The sequence below is a fragment of the Amycolatopsis sp. NPDC006131 genome (assembly GCF_040614175.1).
In the GTDB taxonomy this organism is placed as follows: Bacteria; Actinomycetota; Actinomycetes; order Mycobacteriales; family Pseudonocardiaceae; genus Amycolatopsis_E; species Amycolatopsis_E tucumanensis.
The window spans coordinates 18,144-33,606 of the sequence record NZ_JBEXTX010000024.1 but is presented as its reverse complement, the minus strand read 5'-3'; the positions used below and the strand labels follow the sequence as shown (position 1 = coordinate 33,606).

Here is a 15,463-nt window from a genome sequence, read left to right as displayed (position 1 = left end):
ATCCGGTGCTCGGTATGGGAATCGGTGTCACCGCGCTCCGGTCAGGATGTGCAGGCGGGTGGAGACGTTCCACCCGCGTTCAGTGGCCGGGCCGTAGAGAGCGTCCATGCCGGCCAGAACCTTTTCCTGGGTGGTGCCTTCCGGCATCACCCACACCGGAGCCAGCTGGTGCTCCTCGACGAGCTGGGCGATCTCGTCGAGGTCGCGGTCGGGTTCGGTGACAACGAACTTGAACACCGCGCGGTCTGTCGCGGCCAACGCCGAGAGGGCCTCGGGCTTGATGCGGGTGGAGTAGGTCATGCCGGAGTTCGCGAGTTTCGGACTCACCACCCAGAGGTCGACCAAAGAGGCAAGTTCCGGTGTGGGCGCAATCGTGCCGTTGGTTTCGACCTGTACCCGCACGTTCGCCAGGCCGCGGGCGAGGGCGATCATGGCGGGCTGCTGCAACATCGGCTCCCCGCCGGTGATCACCATCATGTCCACGCCGCGCTCACGCACCCACGACACCAGCTCGGCGATGGGGACTCTGTCGCTGACCTCGGCCGGGTTATATCTGCTCCAGTCCCAGCTCTCTGGGGTGTCGCAGAAGCCGCACCGGAGGTTGCACCGGGAGAACCGGACGAACACGCAGCGCTGCCCGGTCCACGGGCCTTCGCCCTGGAACGACTCGAACTTCTCCGTGAGAATCGCGGAACCCTCTACACGTTCGGGAGCCAAGGCCAGCGTGTTCACGAGGCATCGCCTCGTTCCCACAGGCCGGTGGTCGTCCCTGAGTCGACCCGTACGGATACGAGTCGACCGCGGATTTCCGGTTCGACGTTGTCGACGAACCAGCCAGCAAGGTGAGCGACCAGCGCAGGGCCGGCAGCACGTAGCCCTGCGTCGGCGTCAGGTGCCTGGAGGTACGTCCCGAACGGCTTCAGGTCGCCGAAATCGGTGATGAACCCAACCTCGTTGAGTCCGTCCGCCCCCAGAACCAGGGTGACGTCGCCGTGGCTGGTCTTGAAGGTCTTCGAGATCGTGACCTCGCTGGTGACGCCGTCACAGCGTGCTGACGTGGTCGCGGTCTCCGACACCACCATCTCGACCAGCGTGATCGGCATTGCCGATCCCATGTTGTCCCGGAACCACTCAGCAAGGTGAGCAGCGAGAAGCTCGCTCGTCGGGTGGAAGGCGACCTGCTCGTTGAGCAACCGGTGGTCGAACGTTGCGGCCAGATAGTCCCCGAGAGGTGACAGGTCTCCGGGGGCGTCATCGTGCACGAGCGCCGAGGCGGTCACCGTGTAGTTGTGGCCGTGGTTGCGGCGACACTTGTGACTGGCCGGTAACTGCCTCAGCTCGTGGCTGGCGCTGAAACCGAACGACTGCGAGATGGTGATCTGGCCGTCCGCCACGCACTTCTCCTCAGTGGCCTTCATGTAGCCCTCCTTCCTCGGTCATGCCTAACGGCACTCGGACGATGCGCGCTGGCGGCGGAACGGTTCGTGCCAGGCCGGACGACGCAGTTGCCGGAAAGTCCGGGGGCGAACCGAGCCAGTAACGATCTGTAGTACCTTCACTACGGGTAGCCTTACTGCGATATCAGAAAGGTGACAAGGTTGACGGCTGAGCATCAAGGGTGGCCTTGCTGCCTTACGACTAAGGTCAACGGTGGGAACACCCCCTACCGCGAGACACAAGGAGGGCGAGCGATGACCAGCGCCGGCCCGTGGACGAGCGTGTCGATGCCGTACGTGAGCGGCCACCGCGGCGATGCCTGGGGCGCCGAGGCAGCAGAGCACGGCGGCACGGGAACTCAAAAGCTGCTGGGTGTTGACGAGGTGGTCGCCTCCGCGACGATCGCCGACATGCTCGGCCTTGCTGCAGGCGAGCCGGTGGTCGTGCGGCGCCGCCTCATGCTGTTCAACGACCGCCCGGTCGAACTCGTCGACTCGTACTACCCCTCGAACATCGCTCGGGGCACCAGGCTGGCCGAGCCCCGCAAGATCCCCGGCGGTGCCGTCGCGCTCCTGGCCGACCTCGGTCATCCGCCTCGCCGCGTCCGCGAAGACGTCAGCGCGCGGTTGGCCACACCACACGAACGGACCGCGCTGGAGCTGGACGACCCGTCCTGTGTGCTGCTGCTCGCCCGTGCGCTCGTCACTGAGAACGATCTGCCCGTCGAAGCCAGCGTGATGACGATGGTGGCCGACGGCCGACGGCTGCGATACGAGCTGACGCCATGACCGCCCTGACGGCGTCTCCAGGAGTCGGCCTTGCCTCGTACGCGTGACACCCGGCCCCGGCATCAGCAGATCGCGGCGGAACTGCGCGATCTGATCATGCGTGGCGAGTTGAGCCCAGGTACGCAACTGCCGTCCACTGCGCAGCTCGTCGAGCGGTACGGCGCAGCGAACGCCACCATCCAGCACGCGCTGAAGGCGCTCAAGGACGAAGGCTTCCTCGACAGCCGTGTCGGCAAGGGCGTCTATGTCCGCGACCGGCAGCCGTTCATCATCGACGCCACCGCTTACATCAAGCCTGAACCAGGCCGGTTCCGCTATCAGTTGCTCAACGTCGAGAACGTCGCCCCACCCGCGGACATCGCCGACGGATTGCAGCTGATGTCGGGTGCTACCACGATCATCCGCACCAGAATTCTCCTCCACGACGAGCAGCCCGTGGAGTTGTCCGCGTCGTACTATCCCGCCGAGATCGCCGCCAACAGCAGCTTGGCGAAGGCCGTGAAGATCCGCGGAGGCGCCCCCCAGGCGCTCGCAGAACTCGGCTTTCCTCAGCGGACCTTCGTCGACCGGATTTCGGCTCGCCCCCCGACGGTGGAGGAAGCCGAGACGCTGGACCTTCCCGATGGGACGCCGGTGATCCGGCAGTTGCGTGTCATCTACAGCGACAACGAACTCCCCGTCGAAGCCTCGGTCCTCATCAAGGGCGCACACCTGTATGAGCTGCTGTACCGCCAGACCGTAGAGACCGAGTTGGGCTAGAGCCACGATGCCAAGGGTTTCGATTTCAGACACGGCAACTGCATTGGTGACGATCTCCTCATCGGTCACGCCCTGGAATACGAAACGGTCCGAGATCTCAATGCGGCGCATCGAGCGTGCCCACCAGCACGTCCGCGTGAACGGGAACTCCCCATCGACGTGGAGGGTGGGCTCGCCACCTTGCATCCACAGCGGGGCGTTCTGGTGAAGGCGCTTCTAGGTACTCGGGCTGCTGCCGGAGGCAGCGGCTCCCCCAGGCCGCAGCGACCTCAGTCAACTCCCGATGATCAACGGCATCCAGAGCGACGACGCGGCGGCAATGAGGCGGCAATGAGGCGTCACCCTCCCTGACCTGCGAAAACACCCTTTTTGTGGCGGTAGGCCGAACGGGTGCTGCTCGCCGAGCGGGTGATCAGACTTGACCGGTAGCTGGTTATCGTGGCATTGGACCGACGGAGCGAGGTGATGTTCATGGGCGACCGGCGAGAGGCATTCGCTGCGCGGCGTGAGCTGATGGGCTACACCCAGGAGAGCCTCGCAGCAGCCGTCGGCGTGGAGTTCTCCACCGTCGGCCGGTGGGAACGCGGCGACCTGACACCGCAGCCGTACCGGCGGCCCCGCATTGCGAAGGCGCTCGGTCTCACCCTCGAAGAGCTGGGTACGTTGCTCACACCGACACCGTCCGGGCAGAACGGCACCTCGGCCGTCGTCCTGGCTCAGATCGCGGGAGCGGATGTCCTCCCTGTTCAGCCAGACCTCGCGGAGACAGACGACATGAACCGTCGCGACCTGCTACGCCTGTTCAGCATGACCGGCGCCTTGCTGGCGTTGCCAGCGGCCGAGTCGGCTGTCTGCGACGCGGAAAGGCTCGCCGCGGCAGCCCAAACTGGTGCCGTGGACTCGACGGCAGTCGCTGAGTTTGAGCAGCTCAACAGCCATCTGTGGCGCGTGTATGCCTTCGCGCCGACCAAGAGTCAGGTACTTCCCCTGGTCCGCGCCCAGCTCGATGTGCTGTCCGAAGGCTTGCGTCGACCACAGACATCGGCTACCCGGCAGCGACTTTGCGAGTTGTCCGCCGACCTGTTCCAGTTGGCGGGCGAGATCTTCTTCGACGGTGATCGCTACACCGACGCCGCCCACTGCTACACCCTCGCCGCGACAGCGAGCAAAGAAGCCAATACCCCAGACCTCTGGGCGTGCGCGCTGGCCAGACATGCCTTCATCGCCGTCTACGAACGCCGGTTCACCGAGGCCGCCCCGATCCTTGAACTGGCTGCTGACCTGGCCCGCCGCGGCGACCCCGCTCTATCGACCCGGCATTGGATCGCCGCCGTACAGGCCGAGACCTTCGCCGGCCTCGGCGACCTCGACACCTGCCAGCGCGCACTCGACACCGCCGCCGAGGTTGAGCACCTGCAGGGGCGGGTGCACAACGGCGGCTGGCTCCGGTTCGACGGCTCCCGCCTTGCCGAGGAACGCGGCACCTGCTACGTCACCCTTGGCCGCCCAGATCTCGCCGAGGCCGCGCTGACCGATGCGCTGGCCGGCAACCTGACCGCGCGGCGAAAGGCAGGCGTCCTCACAGACCTGGCAATGATCGGTGTGCACCGGCGCGATCCCGAGCAGGTCGTCAGCTACACCAACGCCGTCCTAGCCACCGCTCGCCAGACAGGCTCCGGAGTCGTCGTGCGCAAGCTGCGCGGCCTACAGCCGCACCTGGCAACCTTGCTCGCCGACCAGCAGATCCAACAACTCGATGCCGAGATCAACAGCCTAATCGGCAGCCATGCCGCGTGATGGAGGACAACAGGATGCAGGACGACCGAGGCCGCGTGTTCCGCGAAGCGTGGATCGCTGGAGTCACCAAGTACTACCCCGGCGAGCCCAAGCCCGGCTACGTCACGCCGTGGGACCAGACCCCGGACTGGGAGCGCGACGCCGCGACCGCCGTGTACGACCAGGTCTTCGCCTTCATCAAGGCCACCGATGGCGCCACCGCCAAGCTCACCCGAGACCAGAAAGGCCGTTTCGTGGCGCTGTGCTGGATCGGCCAGATCTTCAAGCATTTCCCCGAGCCGAAGCCGTCCTACGTCGCGGACTGGGACGATCTGCCGGATTGGCAGAAGGCGACGGACATCGACATCTTCGAGCGCATCGAACAGGACGTGTAAGCCCAAGCCGCTGTAGGGCGGCACCGCCTTCAAGCTCCGGCGTGGCGGACGAGTGAACGGGTGGAGTGAGGAAACACGTGGGGAAAAGGCGTGAAGCATTCGCGGCTCGACGCGAGGCGATGGGCTTCACCCAGGAGAGCCTCGCTGCTGCCGTCGGTGTGGAGTTCTCTACCGTTGGCCGCTGGGAACGCGGTGCCCTGACTCCTCAACCGTGGCGCAGGCCCCGCATCGCGACAGCGCTCGATGTTCCCCTCGATGAGTTGGACGCCTTGCTCGGGCAGGTCTCGACTGACGCCCCGACGAATCCGTCACAGTTGAGCACCGGACAAGAAGTTCCTGGGCAATCCGGTACCTCGCTGGCGCTGCAAGGCTCCGCCTCCACTGGCGTGGCCGGTTACGACCCAACCGCGCATGTTGACGTAGGAGCTGGTCCGGCCGAGTTCCTCAAGCCGTTGACCTTGAACGTGCAGCCTCCCCGGCGTGTCGGGTGGGCCGAGGTCGAGCAGGTAAAGCTGATGACGCGCACGCTGGCCGCCAGCGAGAACCTCTACGGCGGAGGCATGGCCGGCGAGGCCGGGCTCGCGCACCTGCGGTGGGCCAGTCGCCTGCTGAGCTCCCAGGCCGACACCAGCGTCGAAGCAGGGATGTTCGAGGCGGTCGGGAACCTGGCAGGAGTCGTGGCCTTCTCAGCCTTCGACGTCGGTAACCATGACGCCGCAGCACGATGCTTCCGTTTCGGCCTCTGGTGCGCAGAGCAGGGCGGCTCGTGGGAGCTACGTGCTGCGACTCTCGCCGACATGGCGCGCCAAGCCATCTATCTGGGCAACCTGGACGACGCTCTGTCGTTGATCGAGTTCGCTCAGGTCCGAGCTGACCGGCTGAGCGCCACCGCGCGGGCCATGATCGGCGTCGTCCGCGCTCGGTTGCTGGCGATCCTAGGCCGCCACGACGAAGCGCGAGCCGAGGTCGACCGCGCTGACATTCATTTCGTTGGCCGTCAAGCGGCGACCGACCCGCCCTGGTTGGTCTACTACGACGAGGCTGAACACGCAGGCAGCAGCGCGCGAGCACTCACTCCACTCGCTATGGCTGACAAGCGGCCGGGTGATGCCACGGAGCGCCTCGAAACGGCGATCCGCTTGCACAGCGACGCCTACCCTCGCTCACGGGCATTCTCCAGAACGCGGTTGGCGACCTTGCACATGACGATCGGCGACCCGCGCGAGGCAGTCGACATTGGACAACAAGCCATCGCCGATGCCGCGATGTTGCACTCGCGGAGGATGAACGAGGAACTGTCCAAACTGGTACGTGCGTGCGAAGGTCACCTGTCAATACCAGAAGTGGCTGACCTCTCCGACTTCGCTGCATCGGCTATATCCAATGTCTGATGTGGACACCGATCTGGTCCTGTCGGGAGATCCGCGTGACGTGCTAGCGGCAGCGGGCAAGAAAGCCGGTGTGCCAACCGCGGAAGCGACGTTGATCCGTGACGGCACAAACGTCATCTACCAGATGACCGGTGGTGTCGTTGCTCGTGTGGGCCCTCCAGGCTCGCACCTTGTCGCCGCTCGTCAAATCCAGGCGTCGCGTTGGCTGGCTGAGGCCGGGATCCCCGTTGTGCGCGCCGTCGACGACATCGCCCAGCCCACGGTTGTTGGGAGTCGACCCGTCACATGGTGGGTACAGCTTCCTGACCACCGCCACGCCACGCCGGCCGAACTGGGCGCGATCCTGGGACGCCTTCACGCCCTGGAGATACCGGAGTCGCCTTCGTTCCCCACGGTCGATCCCTTCGAAGGGCTGCGCGAATCAATCGACGGTGGGACCGTCCTGCCCGAGGATGACCGGGCCTGGCTTCGAGATCTCGCGGAGCGGCTGCAAAGTGAGTACTTGGTGCTGGTTCCGAGACTGCCTCGGTGCGTCATTCATGGCGATGCCTGGCAGGGCAATGTTGTTGTCCCCAGAGCGGGCGGCGCCCCCGTGCTGCTGGATCTCGACCATGTCGGGATCGGACCTCGCGAGTGGGACCTGGTCTCGTTGACGGTCGACTACACCGACTTCGCCCGGATCACGGACTTGGATTACCAGTCTTTTGTGGACGCGTACGGTGGTTACGACATGACCGCCTGGCCCGGTTACCGCACCTTGGCGACGATCAGAGAACTACGCTGGACAGCCTTCGTCCTCGGCAAAGCCATGACCAGCCCGGAAGCCGCCGAACAGGTACGACATCGGGTGGCATGCCTGCGAGGCGAGGTCGACCTGCCGTGGTCGTGGTCGGCCTTCTGAGCCGGAGTACATGTTGACGTCACCGTCCAACGCCACCCGCAGCGTGCCTCACAAGCTCTTGGCCGACCTACGAGCGGCGCGCAAGAGACAGCTGCCACTTCAGTCCGTGCTCCACGAGTGGGGGCTGCGCCCCTTGAGCGGCGGTCGCAACAACGATGTCTTCGGATGGGGCGAAATTTGCCTCAAGGTCTACCGCAAGACCGACAAGGATCGCGTGGCTCGGGAATGGCACGGTTTGAACCATGTTGCTGGGCTGGGTCTCGCACCGCAGCCGCTGTGGCGGGACGATCATCCTGACCATCCCGCGCTCGGCATGAGCTTCGTTCCTGGCCAACCGATACCCGAGCTGGCGAATCCCGAGCTGGTGCTGCCGCAGGTTGCCGCCGTCACTAGAGCCATACAAGCACTGCCGGTGTCTGAGCCATTGGCCTCCTGGCCACGGGTCGATTCGATCGTCCACTACATCGCGCGGTTGACCGACATCTGGCCACGGCAGTTGGCCGCCGACGAGGGCGACGCGTACACGGAGAAATTGCGGGCCTTGCTCGACCGCTGGGAGGCCGGCGGGGATGTTGACCTTCTGCGTCGCCGCGCGACGGCGGTGTTCTCGCGCGGGGACGCCAACTTGCTCAACTGGCTGTGTGAGAACGACAGGCTCCGCGTCGTCGACTTCGAGTTCAGCGGCTGGAGCGATCGGGCGGTGGACGCTGCAGACCACATCGAGCACATCAGTGCTCGGCAAGTTCCCGACAGCACCTGGCGGACCCTGGAGGACGACCTCGGCGTGAACCGGCAGAACCGGTCAAGGTTCGCCGCCGCCCGACGCACTATCGCCCTGCGATGGTTGGCCGTCCTCTGGCGACGACGTGATGAACGTGAGCCCGAGTTCCTCGCCCAGCTCGATCGCGTGTGTGCGCTGTTCTCGTAGTTCTGAGTCGGGCGTGCCCTCACGTTGGGGGCTGACGCCACCGTCCTCTGGTGTCAGAGGGTCACTGCGGTGGGCAGGCGTCCGAGGACGGGAAGCGGGAAGAAGTTCTCCGCGTAGGCGACGCCAATGCGTGCGCCCCATAACCGTCCGAGGGTTTCGGCCATCGGCCCGAAGTGCTCGGCGATGGGCTGGGAGGCGTGCGCGGTCAAGGCGCGTTGCTTGGTGGCCAAGGTGGTGGTGATGTCGACGGTGGTGTGGGCGAGAACGGGACCGTCGAGGGTGAGGCTGTTGTAGGTGTCGGTGGTGTAGACCCGCCGAGGGCGTCCGGTGGCGATGACGACCTCGGGAAGTGCCTCCAGCACGGCTTCGGCGATGCGTCGGTGGTCGGGGTGCACATCGCGCACGGGGTGGGTGAGGACGACTTCGGGACGGGTGTCCAGCAGCAGCTCGCGGACGGCCGCCGCGGTGGGCTCGTTGATCTCGTGAAGCCCGGCGCCGAGTACCGCGGCCCCTGCGGCGGCCTCGCTGGCGCGGGGCTCGGGATGGCATGGGACGGCGATGGTGACGCCGGCTCCGGCGGCGGTGCAGAGGGCGAGCGTGCCGCCGGCCCAGAGTTCGGCGTCGTCGGGATGGGCCATCACGGTCAGGACCGAGCCGGGCGGAATGAACGCGGTCGCGGTCACCGGAGTCACCACAGCCCGAGCTTGTCGATGACCTCGGCGGGCGCGGGCAGGGCCCGACTGCTGTGGCCGGTGGGTAGCAGGGGCAGGTCGAGATCGGTGCGCATCCTGATCAGGTCGCGCCAGCCGAGGACCTGGTCCCAGGCTTCGGCGACGGCCCTGCCCTTGGTGCCGGTGAGCCGTCCGGAGTCGGCGAGTTGGACGAGGGTAAGGCCGCCGGCCAGGAGCTTGGCGGCGGTGCCGGTCCCGACGCCGCGCACGCCTGGGATGTTGTCGGCGGGGTCGCCGGTGAGGGCCCGGAAGTCCGCCCACCGGGTCGGCTGGACCTGGTAGCGGTCGAACACGGTGTCGGGCTCGATGTGGCGACGCCCTCGCTTCATGGCGGTGTTGAGCACCCCGACGTGGTCGTCGATGAGCTGGTAGAAGTCGCGGTCACCGGACATGATCCACACCCGGCGATCGGGGTCGTAGCGGCGGACGTGGGTGACGAGGGTGGCGATCACGTCGTCGGCTTCGGCCGTGTCGATCTCGATCCACGCCAGTTCGTAGGCGGTCAGCGCTTCCTGAACGTGCGGGATGGCGCGGATGGGTTTGAGCGCGGCTTCGTCGAGAACGCGGTTGGCCTTGTAGTCGCCGTCAGTGGCTTGGCGTTCGGCCGCGCCGTGCTGGCCGTCGAACACCACGATCACCTCGGGCGGCGCGGCGAACTCCTCGCGTATGGCTACGCGCAGTAGCGCGAAGAAGGCGAACTCGGCGGTCAGGTCGCGGGTCTTGTCGCGAGAGTGGATCGCGGCGGGAAAGCCGAAGGCTCCGCGCCAGAGCAGGTTGTGGCCGTCGACCAGCAGAAGAGGGACATCGTTCATCACCGCACCGCCTTGAGGAAGTCATGGGCGACTGTGGTGGGCAGATAGTCCCGCGAGCGGTAGTACGCAGCCCGTGATAGCGCTGCGTAGCGTACCGGATCGTCGAGGAGGACTTCGGCGGCACCCCACAGCCCGAACTCTCCGTGGGCGCGGGGCACCACGATCCCGCCTGCTCCTTCTCCGCTGCTGATGAGCGCGGGCAGGTTGTCCACGTCGAAGGCAACGACTGGGGTGCTGACGCTCATGGCCTCCAGGGCGACGAGCCCGAAGGTCTCCTTGATCGAGGGCACGATGACCACGGCGGCGTTGGCGAGCCACGGCTGCACCTGGTCCCAGGGCAAGCCGTCGTCGCGAACGCTGCCCATGAGCAGGTGGGCGGCGGCGTGGGCGCAGCGGCGGTACTCGGCGGCTTGTGCGCCGGCGGCGCGCTCGAACCCGGCTTCGGCGAGGACGACCTCGATGCCGCGGTCGACGAGGCGGCCGGCGTCGAGCAGGGCGCGGACGTTCTTCTCCGGCCCGAGCCGGGCCAGCACCCGCGCTGGCCCGTCCTGCCGCAGCACCTCGCGCTCGCGGGCGTCGGGTCCGCCGTGGTCGACGAGCAGGGCGTTGGGCAAGGTTCGCCAGCAGGTGCTGTCGTAGCCCCGGTCGTGAGCTTGCCCGAGGACCGTGATCGATGGCGCGACCACCACATCGGCGCGTTCCAAGGCGGGCACGAGGTCCTGGTCATGGCCGACGACGTGCATCGCCAGCACCGTGCGCACCCCGTCGCAAGCCGGGGCAAGGCGTCCAAGTCCCCACAAGGCATCGACGTAGACAGCGATGTCGACGCCGTGGCGGCGGTAGAGGGCGCGCAAGTCGGCGGCGATGATCTCGTCCTGGCCGTGGGTGCTGATCGCCTCGCGCAGTTCGTCGTCTTCGGCGGGGAAGGCGACCCCGACCGAGCCGAGCACCACCAAGTCCTCGTCCACTTCGTCCTTGGTCGGGTCGGGTTCGACGGCGGTGATGATCAGGGCACGGTGCCCGAGCTGTCGCAGTCCGCTGGCCAGTGCGGCGGTGGCGCGTTCCATCCCTGCCGGCGCGTCACGGGTGTAGGACGCCAGGACGAATGCCACGGTCAGCGGCTTGATGGCGTCAAGCATGGCTGGTCACCCGTTCCGGGATCGGCATCTCGGTGGTCGGCTGGTCCGGGCGCTTCTCCCACAGGAAGCTGACCCAGTCCGACACGGTCCACACCGAGTAGTCCGGGCAGGTCTCTGCCCCGGTGTTCAGGCACAGCGTCGCGGTGATGACTCGGGCGTCCGGGGCGAGGACCGGGGTGAGCACATTGCGGAGTTTGTGCAGGGTGGCACCGCTGCCGCAGATGTCGTCGACCACGAGGATCGTGCCGTCAAGCTTCTTGGGGCCAAGGGTGCGGCGGAAGGCGTCGAAGTCGACGGTGACCCTGCCGGTGGCTTGGCGGTAGAGGCCGTCATCGGCGTTGTGCCGGGCCTGCACGGTCCGGGGCTTCACGCCGAGACGGCCCGCGAGGACGCGGGCGGGAGCGACGCCGCCGTTGGCGATGCCGATGACGTTGTTGACCTTCGGGTGGTCGCGGCTGATGGCGGCGAACAGCAGCAGGCAGGCGTCGCTCAGGGCCTCGGGGGTGACCCGCCAGATGCGCTGGTGCTCGAACACGCGCTGTGCGGTGCGAGTCATGCCGAGCCGTCCCGCCCGGTGACGGCCAGGCTGACCGGCCCGGTTAGCGGGCGCAGGGCGGCGATGGCGGTGCTGTCCGGGGCGTTGCGCCAGACCTGCCCGTCGGCGCGCACGACGGTGAACCCAGCGGCGTCGGCTCGGGTGCGCAACCGCACCGGAACCGGGGCGGGGCCGAGCGCGCCGACCAGGTCGAGGGCCTCCTCGTCGGGCATCTGTTCGGTATTGGCAAGGGAGGCGCCTTCGCCGAAGGGCAGGTACTGCAGGACGGTCACGCCGTGGACGCCGAGCCGGTCGGCCAGCTCGACCAGGGCGGGCAGACCAGCGGCGGTGGAGCGCATGAGCACGGTCTGGATCTGGGTGGGGATGCCGTGGGCGATGGCGGCGCGGATGCCGGAGACGGCCTTGGCGAAACTGCCCTCGCCGCGCCAGCGGTCGTGCCGCTGCGGGTCCGGGCCGTCGAGGCTGACCCTGATCGCGTCCACCCGACGGGCGAGGGCTTCGGCGCGGCGAGGCAGGTGGGTGCCGTTGGTGGTGACGCTAACCGCGCAGCCGCCGTCGACCAGCACGTCGAGCAGGGTGGGCAGGTCGCGGATGAGCAGCGGTTCGCCGCCGGAGAGGTCCACGCCGAGCACACCGGAGGAGGCGATCCTGGCCGCGACCTCGGCGCGCTCGCCGCGGCCGAGCTCCGGGACGGACTTGTCGTCCAGGCAGTGCGGGCAGGCCAGGTTGCAGCGCACGATGGGCGACCAGCACACGCTGACCGGCATCACGTCGCCCAGCTCACCGGGGTGTACCTCGGGCAAGGCCGCGATGCTTTCGTTGGCCAGGGCGGTGCGCCCGGTCAGGATCGGCTCGCCGGTTCGGTGGATCAGGCCGGTGAGTGGGTCGTAGACGACACCGGTCCCGCCGCGCGTGCCGGAGCCGACCGTCCGGCGCGCCGAGGCGCGGCTGGTAGTCGCGGTCGAAGTGATCATGGGCGTACCTCGCAGTGGGTGAGCAGAGTGGTCATGGCGGCGATGAAGTCCTGGGTGCGGCCTCGCGGGGCGGGAAGCTCCAGCAGCTCGCGGTAGCGGGCGAGGGTGCGCGGCCAGCCGGAGAGCTTGTGCTGCCACTGCTCGGCGGCGTCCGGTGGGTCGAGGTGGAAGCCGACGACCTGGCGCAGCGGGATGACCAGCAGGCCGGCGGCGATCAGGCACGCTCCGAGGTAGGTGTCCTCCATGCCCCACCCGAGGCGACCGAACTCCGCGTCGAAGCCGCCGACATCCAGCACGGCTGCGCGGGGCACGGCGACCAGGGCGGTGACGACCATGCGGGGTAGGTCCCAGTCGTAGTAGGACTGCCCGTATCCCAGATCGATGAAGTCGTGGGTGTCGTCGAGCGGGCGGCCGTCCAGTGCTTCGGGCAGCGTGATTCCGCTGTAGGGCAGCATGGTGTTGGGTGGTGGCCGCCATACGACCCGGTGGTCGGCCACGAGGTTCGGGATGCGTGCCAGGATGGCCGCGTCGTGGGAGTGGACCTCGTGGCGCAGGTTGTGGCGGAACCCGACCAGCACGCTGGTGTCGGTGGCGCGGGCGGCGACGTCGGTGATCACGTGCGGGGGGATGACCATGTCGCCGTCGAGGTAGAGCACCGTCTGACCTCTGGCGAGCGCGGTGCCGACGTTGCGTGCGGTGGCCGCGCCCATCCGCTGCGGCAGCCGCACCAGCCGGTCGACCACCCGGTGCCGGGCGGCGACCTGGGCGGTGTCGTCGGCGCTGGCATCGTCGACGACGATGACTTCGAACTTGTCCTGGCGATGCTGGGCGTCCAGAGCGTCGAGCACGGTGGGCAGGCAGTAGCCGACCTCGTGGGCGGGGATGACCAGCGAGACGGTGCGCGAGCGCGCCAGCCAACAGTCCGACGGTGTGGGCTGGTGCCAGCCGACACCGTCGGCGAGAGCCTCCCAGGCATGGGTGCTGGAGCTGTGGTTATTGCCGTGCCGCAGCAACTCCTCCCGCAGCGGCATGGAGTTGTCGGTCATAGCCAGCCCCACCGGGACAGCACTCCGCTTGCACCCAACCAGTCGGTCGGTTCCGGCAACAGCGTCAACTCCAGCGGCGGCACGTAATCGAACAGACACTCGGCGGCGATCACGTAGAGCGGCTCCAACACCACGAGCACCTGCCGCAGCGCCTTGCCACGCAGGTCAGTGGCCAGGCGCGAGGTCACCCGAGCCCGGAGGGCTTCGGCCTCGCCGCGGCTACGCAGCTTGTGGTCGTAGGTGCCGACAAGGTCCTCGGGGTGCAGCAGGCCGTGTTGCGCGGACAGGATCCTGATCCGCACCTGGTGGTCGGGGGCCACGTGTTCGCGCAAGTGAGGCACCAGCGCGCCCTGGTACAGCTCTAGCGCCGGAGTCGGGTCGGTGGTGACGAGCTTCTCGCGGCTGCAAGAGACGATGACCAGGCCCTGCTCGGGCTCGATGGCGGCGGCGAACGTCATGGTCGGCGCACCACCCGAAGCCCGATGCCCTCCGAGGCCAGCTGGGCGGGAGCGGCGTTGAGGAACGTCGACCGCGCGTACAGCGGAAGCGAGGCGTAGGACCCGCCACGCAGGACCGCCCCGTTGCCCATCGTCGAGCGAGCGGTCCACTCCCACACGTTGCCCGCTACGTCCAACAGCCCTTCAGGGGTAGCGCCGGCGAGGTGGGCGTCGACCGGACTCGTGGCGTCCAGCCCTGAGCCATTCAGGTTCGCCAGCTCCGGAGTCCACTCCTGATCGCCCCATGGCCAACGTCGGCCCGTGGGCCCGGCCGCCATCCACTCCCATTCCGACGAGGTCGGCAGCCTGCCGCCCAGAGCGTGCGCGACCTGAACGGCCTGGTCGTGCTTGAGGCCGGTGACCGGGTGCAGGCTGCGTGTGCTGGTGCGTCCGCCGCTCAGTTGGGCGTAGGTGATCGGGGTGCGTGTCCACAGCAAGGTGCCGATCTCGACAGGTCGGGCGTCATCGCCGAACGCGCAAGTCCCACCGGGCACCTCGATCCACTCGATGTTCACCTCGGTCAGCCCCCGATCAGGAAGAGGTCTTCGACGTTCGCGCGTGGCCGCACCCGGCTCTTGGACTCGTTGGGACGGAGCCCGAACTCGGCGAGCGCGGCACCGATGACTACGAAGGCGTCCCGCGCTTCTGCCTCGTCGGCGGAGAAGATTGCGTAGTTGTCGGCGAACCGCACCACCCGCAATCCGTCCAGAAGCGCGTCCGGCCTCGACAGGCGCAGGTTGATCAGCATCGGTGCGAGTCCCGACCCAGGAGCGATTGGATGCGGCATCGCGGTCAATGCGGTACGCACACGGCTGAGGAAGGTGCCATCGTGGACGTGCTGGGCACACCAGTCCACGACCTGGTCGGCTGTGACGCCCTCGGACACCGAGGCCACGTCCACGTCGGCCACGGCGCGGAAGCCTGCTTCGGCGTAGACCGCGGCGTGCCGCAGCGCGGTGATGCGGTTGCGGCGAGGTCGATAACCCGACACCCAGTCGCGCAGCACGCGGGCTTCGAGGATCGGTTCGATGGCGTTGCGCAGCGCGCGGTGTACGAGCCGGTCGAGCAGGGTGGGGACGCAGGCCACCATCGACTTGCCGGTGTAGGTCGGGAACCGCACCTCCCGCAGCGGTCCTGGTCGCCAGGTGCCATCGGCCAGTTGGTCTGCCAATCGAGGCAGCAGTTCGTCGGAGCGTCGACGCAACTCCGCCAGGGTCATCCGGTCGACGCCGGGCGCCGAGGTGCGCCGGCCGCACTGCCGCAAGGCCGTTCGCAGGTGCTTCTCATCCAGCGTCGGCATCAGCGAGTGCGCTTGCGGGCTGCGGGGTGGCGG

At 67.7% G+C, this 15,463-nt stretch carries 18 protein-coding genes; 7 read left to right on the top strand and 11 right to left on the bottom strand.

What is annotated here, in order from left to right; translation table 11 throughout:
- Window positions 1-27: 27 nt before the first annotated feature.
- Window positions 28-732, bottom strand: a complete 705-nt coding sequence (locus ABZ215_RS15440; protein ID WP_354950022.1) for a 7-carboxy-7-deazaguanine synthase QueE — start codon at window positions 730-732, stop codon at window positions 28-30.
- Window positions 729-1,418 (bottom strand): 6-carboxytetrahydropterin synthase, encoded by a 690-nt coding sequence (locus tag ABZ215_RS15435; protein WP_354950021.1) that lies wholly within the window; start codon window positions 1,416-1,418, stop codon window positions 729-731. Before ABZ215_RS15435 ends, ABZ215_RS15440 begins: the two co-directional genes overlap by 4 nt.
- Window positions 1,419-1,691: 273 nt before the next feature.
- Here ABZ215_RS15435 and ABZ215_RS15430 point away from each other — a divergent pair, with 273 nt between their 5' ends.
- The 7 genes from ABZ215_RS15430 (at window position 1,692) to ABZ215_RS15400 (ending at window position 8,375) form a co-directional block, all read left to right on the top strand.
- On the top strand, window positions 1,692-2,225 hold the full coding sequence (locus ABZ215_RS15430) for a UTRA domain-containing protein (protein WP_354950020.1): 534 nt from the start codon (window positions 1,692-1,694) through the stop codon (window positions 2,223-2,225).
- Between the two features lie 30 nt (window positions 2,226-2,255).
- Window positions 2,256-2,984 carry a GntR family transcriptional regulator gene (locus ABZ215_RS15425; RefSeq protein ID WP_354950019.1) on the top strand — a complete coding sequence of 243 codons (729 nt, stop codon included), beginning with the start codon at window positions 2,256-2,258 and terminating at the stop codon, window positions 2,982-2,984.
- A 465-nt stretch (window positions 2,985-3,449) separates the two neighbouring features.
- A complete protein-coding gene (locus ABZ215_RS15420) occupies window positions 3,450-4,781 on the top strand; it encodes a helix-turn-helix transcriptional regulator (protein ID WP_354950018.1) in 1,332 nt (443 codons plus the stop codon).
- Between the two features lie 14 nt (window positions 4,782-4,795).
- Window positions 4,796-5,155: a hypothetical protein gene (locus tag ABZ215_RS15415; RefSeq protein ID WP_354950017.1), complete on the top strand. Its 360-nt coding sequence runs from the start codon at window positions 4,796-4,798 to the stop codon at window positions 5,153-5,155.
- Window positions 5,156-5,220: 65 nt separating this feature from the next.
- Window positions 5,221-6,546: a helix-turn-helix transcriptional regulator gene (locus ABZ215_RS15410; protein WP_354950016.1), complete on the top strand. Its 1,326-nt coding sequence runs from the start codon at window positions 5,221-5,223 to the stop codon at window positions 6,544-6,546.
- Window position 6,547: 1 nt separating this feature from the next.
- The gene (locus ABZ215_RS15405) at window positions 6,548-7,447 is read left to right on the top strand and encodes a phosphotransferase (protein ID WP_354950015.1); all 900 of its coding nucleotides are present in this window, start codon (window positions 6,548-6,550) and stop codon (window positions 7,445-7,447) included.
- Window positions 7,448-7,553: 106 nt separating this feature from the next.
- Window positions 7,554-8,375 (top strand): aminoglycoside phosphotransferase family protein, encoded by an 822-nt coding sequence (locus ABZ215_RS15400; protein WP_354950014.1) that lies wholly within the window; start codon window positions 7,554-7,556, stop codon window positions 8,373-8,375.
- A 53-nt stretch (window positions 8,376-8,428) separates the two neighbouring features.
- Here ABZ215_RS15400 and ABZ215_RS15395 read toward each other — a convergent pair whose 3' ends face one another.
- The 9 genes from ABZ215_RS15395 to ABZ215_RS15355 are packed head-to-tail and all read right to left on the bottom strand — an operon-like array spanning window position 8,429 to window position 15,430.
- Window positions 8,429-9,058 (bottom strand): PIG-L family deacetylase, encoded by a 630-nt coding sequence (locus ABZ215_RS15395; RefSeq protein ID WP_354950013.1) that lies wholly within the window; start codon window positions 9,056-9,058, stop codon window positions 8,429-8,431.
- A 5-nt stretch (window positions 9,059-9,063) separates the two neighbouring features.
- Window positions 9,064-9,918, bottom strand: a complete 855-nt coding sequence (locus ABZ215_RS15390; RefSeq protein ID WP_354950012.1) for a 5'-3' exonuclease H3TH domain-containing protein — start codon at window positions 9,916-9,918, stop codon at window positions 9,064-9,066.
- Window positions 9,918-11,057 (bottom strand): glycosyltransferase family 4 protein, encoded by a 1,140-nt coding sequence (locus tag ABZ215_RS15385; protein WP_354950011.1) that lies wholly within the window; start codon window positions 11,055-11,057, stop codon window positions 9,918-9,920. Before ABZ215_RS15385 ends, ABZ215_RS15390 begins: the two co-directional genes overlap by 1 nt.
- Complete coding sequence (locus tag ABZ215_RS15380) at window positions 11,050-11,613, bottom strand: phosphoribosyltransferase family protein (RefSeq protein ID WP_354950010.1); 564 nt, start codon at window positions 11,611-11,613, stop codon at window positions 11,050-11,052. The genes ABZ215_RS15385 and ABZ215_RS15380 overlap by 8 nt, the downstream gene beginning before the upstream one ends.
- Complete coding sequence (locus tag ABZ215_RS15375) at window positions 11,610-12,587, bottom strand: radical SAM protein (protein ID WP_354950009.1); 978 nt, start codon at window positions 12,585-12,587, stop codon at window positions 11,610-11,612. Before ABZ215_RS15375 ends, ABZ215_RS15380 begins: the two co-directional genes overlap by 4 nt.
- On the bottom strand, window positions 12,584-13,633 hold the full coding sequence (locus tag ABZ215_RS15370; protein ID WP_354950008.1) for a glycosyltransferase: 1,050 nt from the start codon (window positions 13,631-13,633) through the stop codon (window positions 12,584-12,586). Before ABZ215_RS15370 ends, ABZ215_RS15375 begins: the two co-directional genes overlap by 4 nt.
- Window positions 13,630-14,091 (bottom strand): DUF6884 domain-containing protein, encoded by a 462-nt coding sequence (locus tag ABZ215_RS15365; RefSeq protein ID WP_354950007.1) that lies wholly within the window; start codon window positions 14,089-14,091, stop codon window positions 13,630-13,632. The genes ABZ215_RS15370 and ABZ215_RS15365 overlap by 4 nt, the downstream gene beginning before the upstream one ends.
- The gene (locus ABZ215_RS15360; RefSeq protein WP_354950006.1) at window positions 14,088-14,645 is read right to left on the bottom strand and encodes an SUMF1/EgtB/PvdO family nonheme iron enzyme; all 558 of its coding nucleotides are present in this window, start codon (window positions 14,643-14,645) and stop codon (window positions 14,088-14,090) included. Before ABZ215_RS15360 ends, ABZ215_RS15365 begins: the two co-directional genes overlap by 4 nt.
- Window positions 14,646-14,650: 5 nt before the next feature.
- Window positions 14,651-15,430, bottom strand: coding sequence for a reverse transcriptase domain-containing protein (locus tag ABZ215_RS15355; protein ID WP_354950005.1), 780 nt, complete (start codon window positions 15,428-15,430; stop codon window positions 14,651-14,653).
- Window positions 15,431-15,463: the final 33 nt, after the last annotated feature.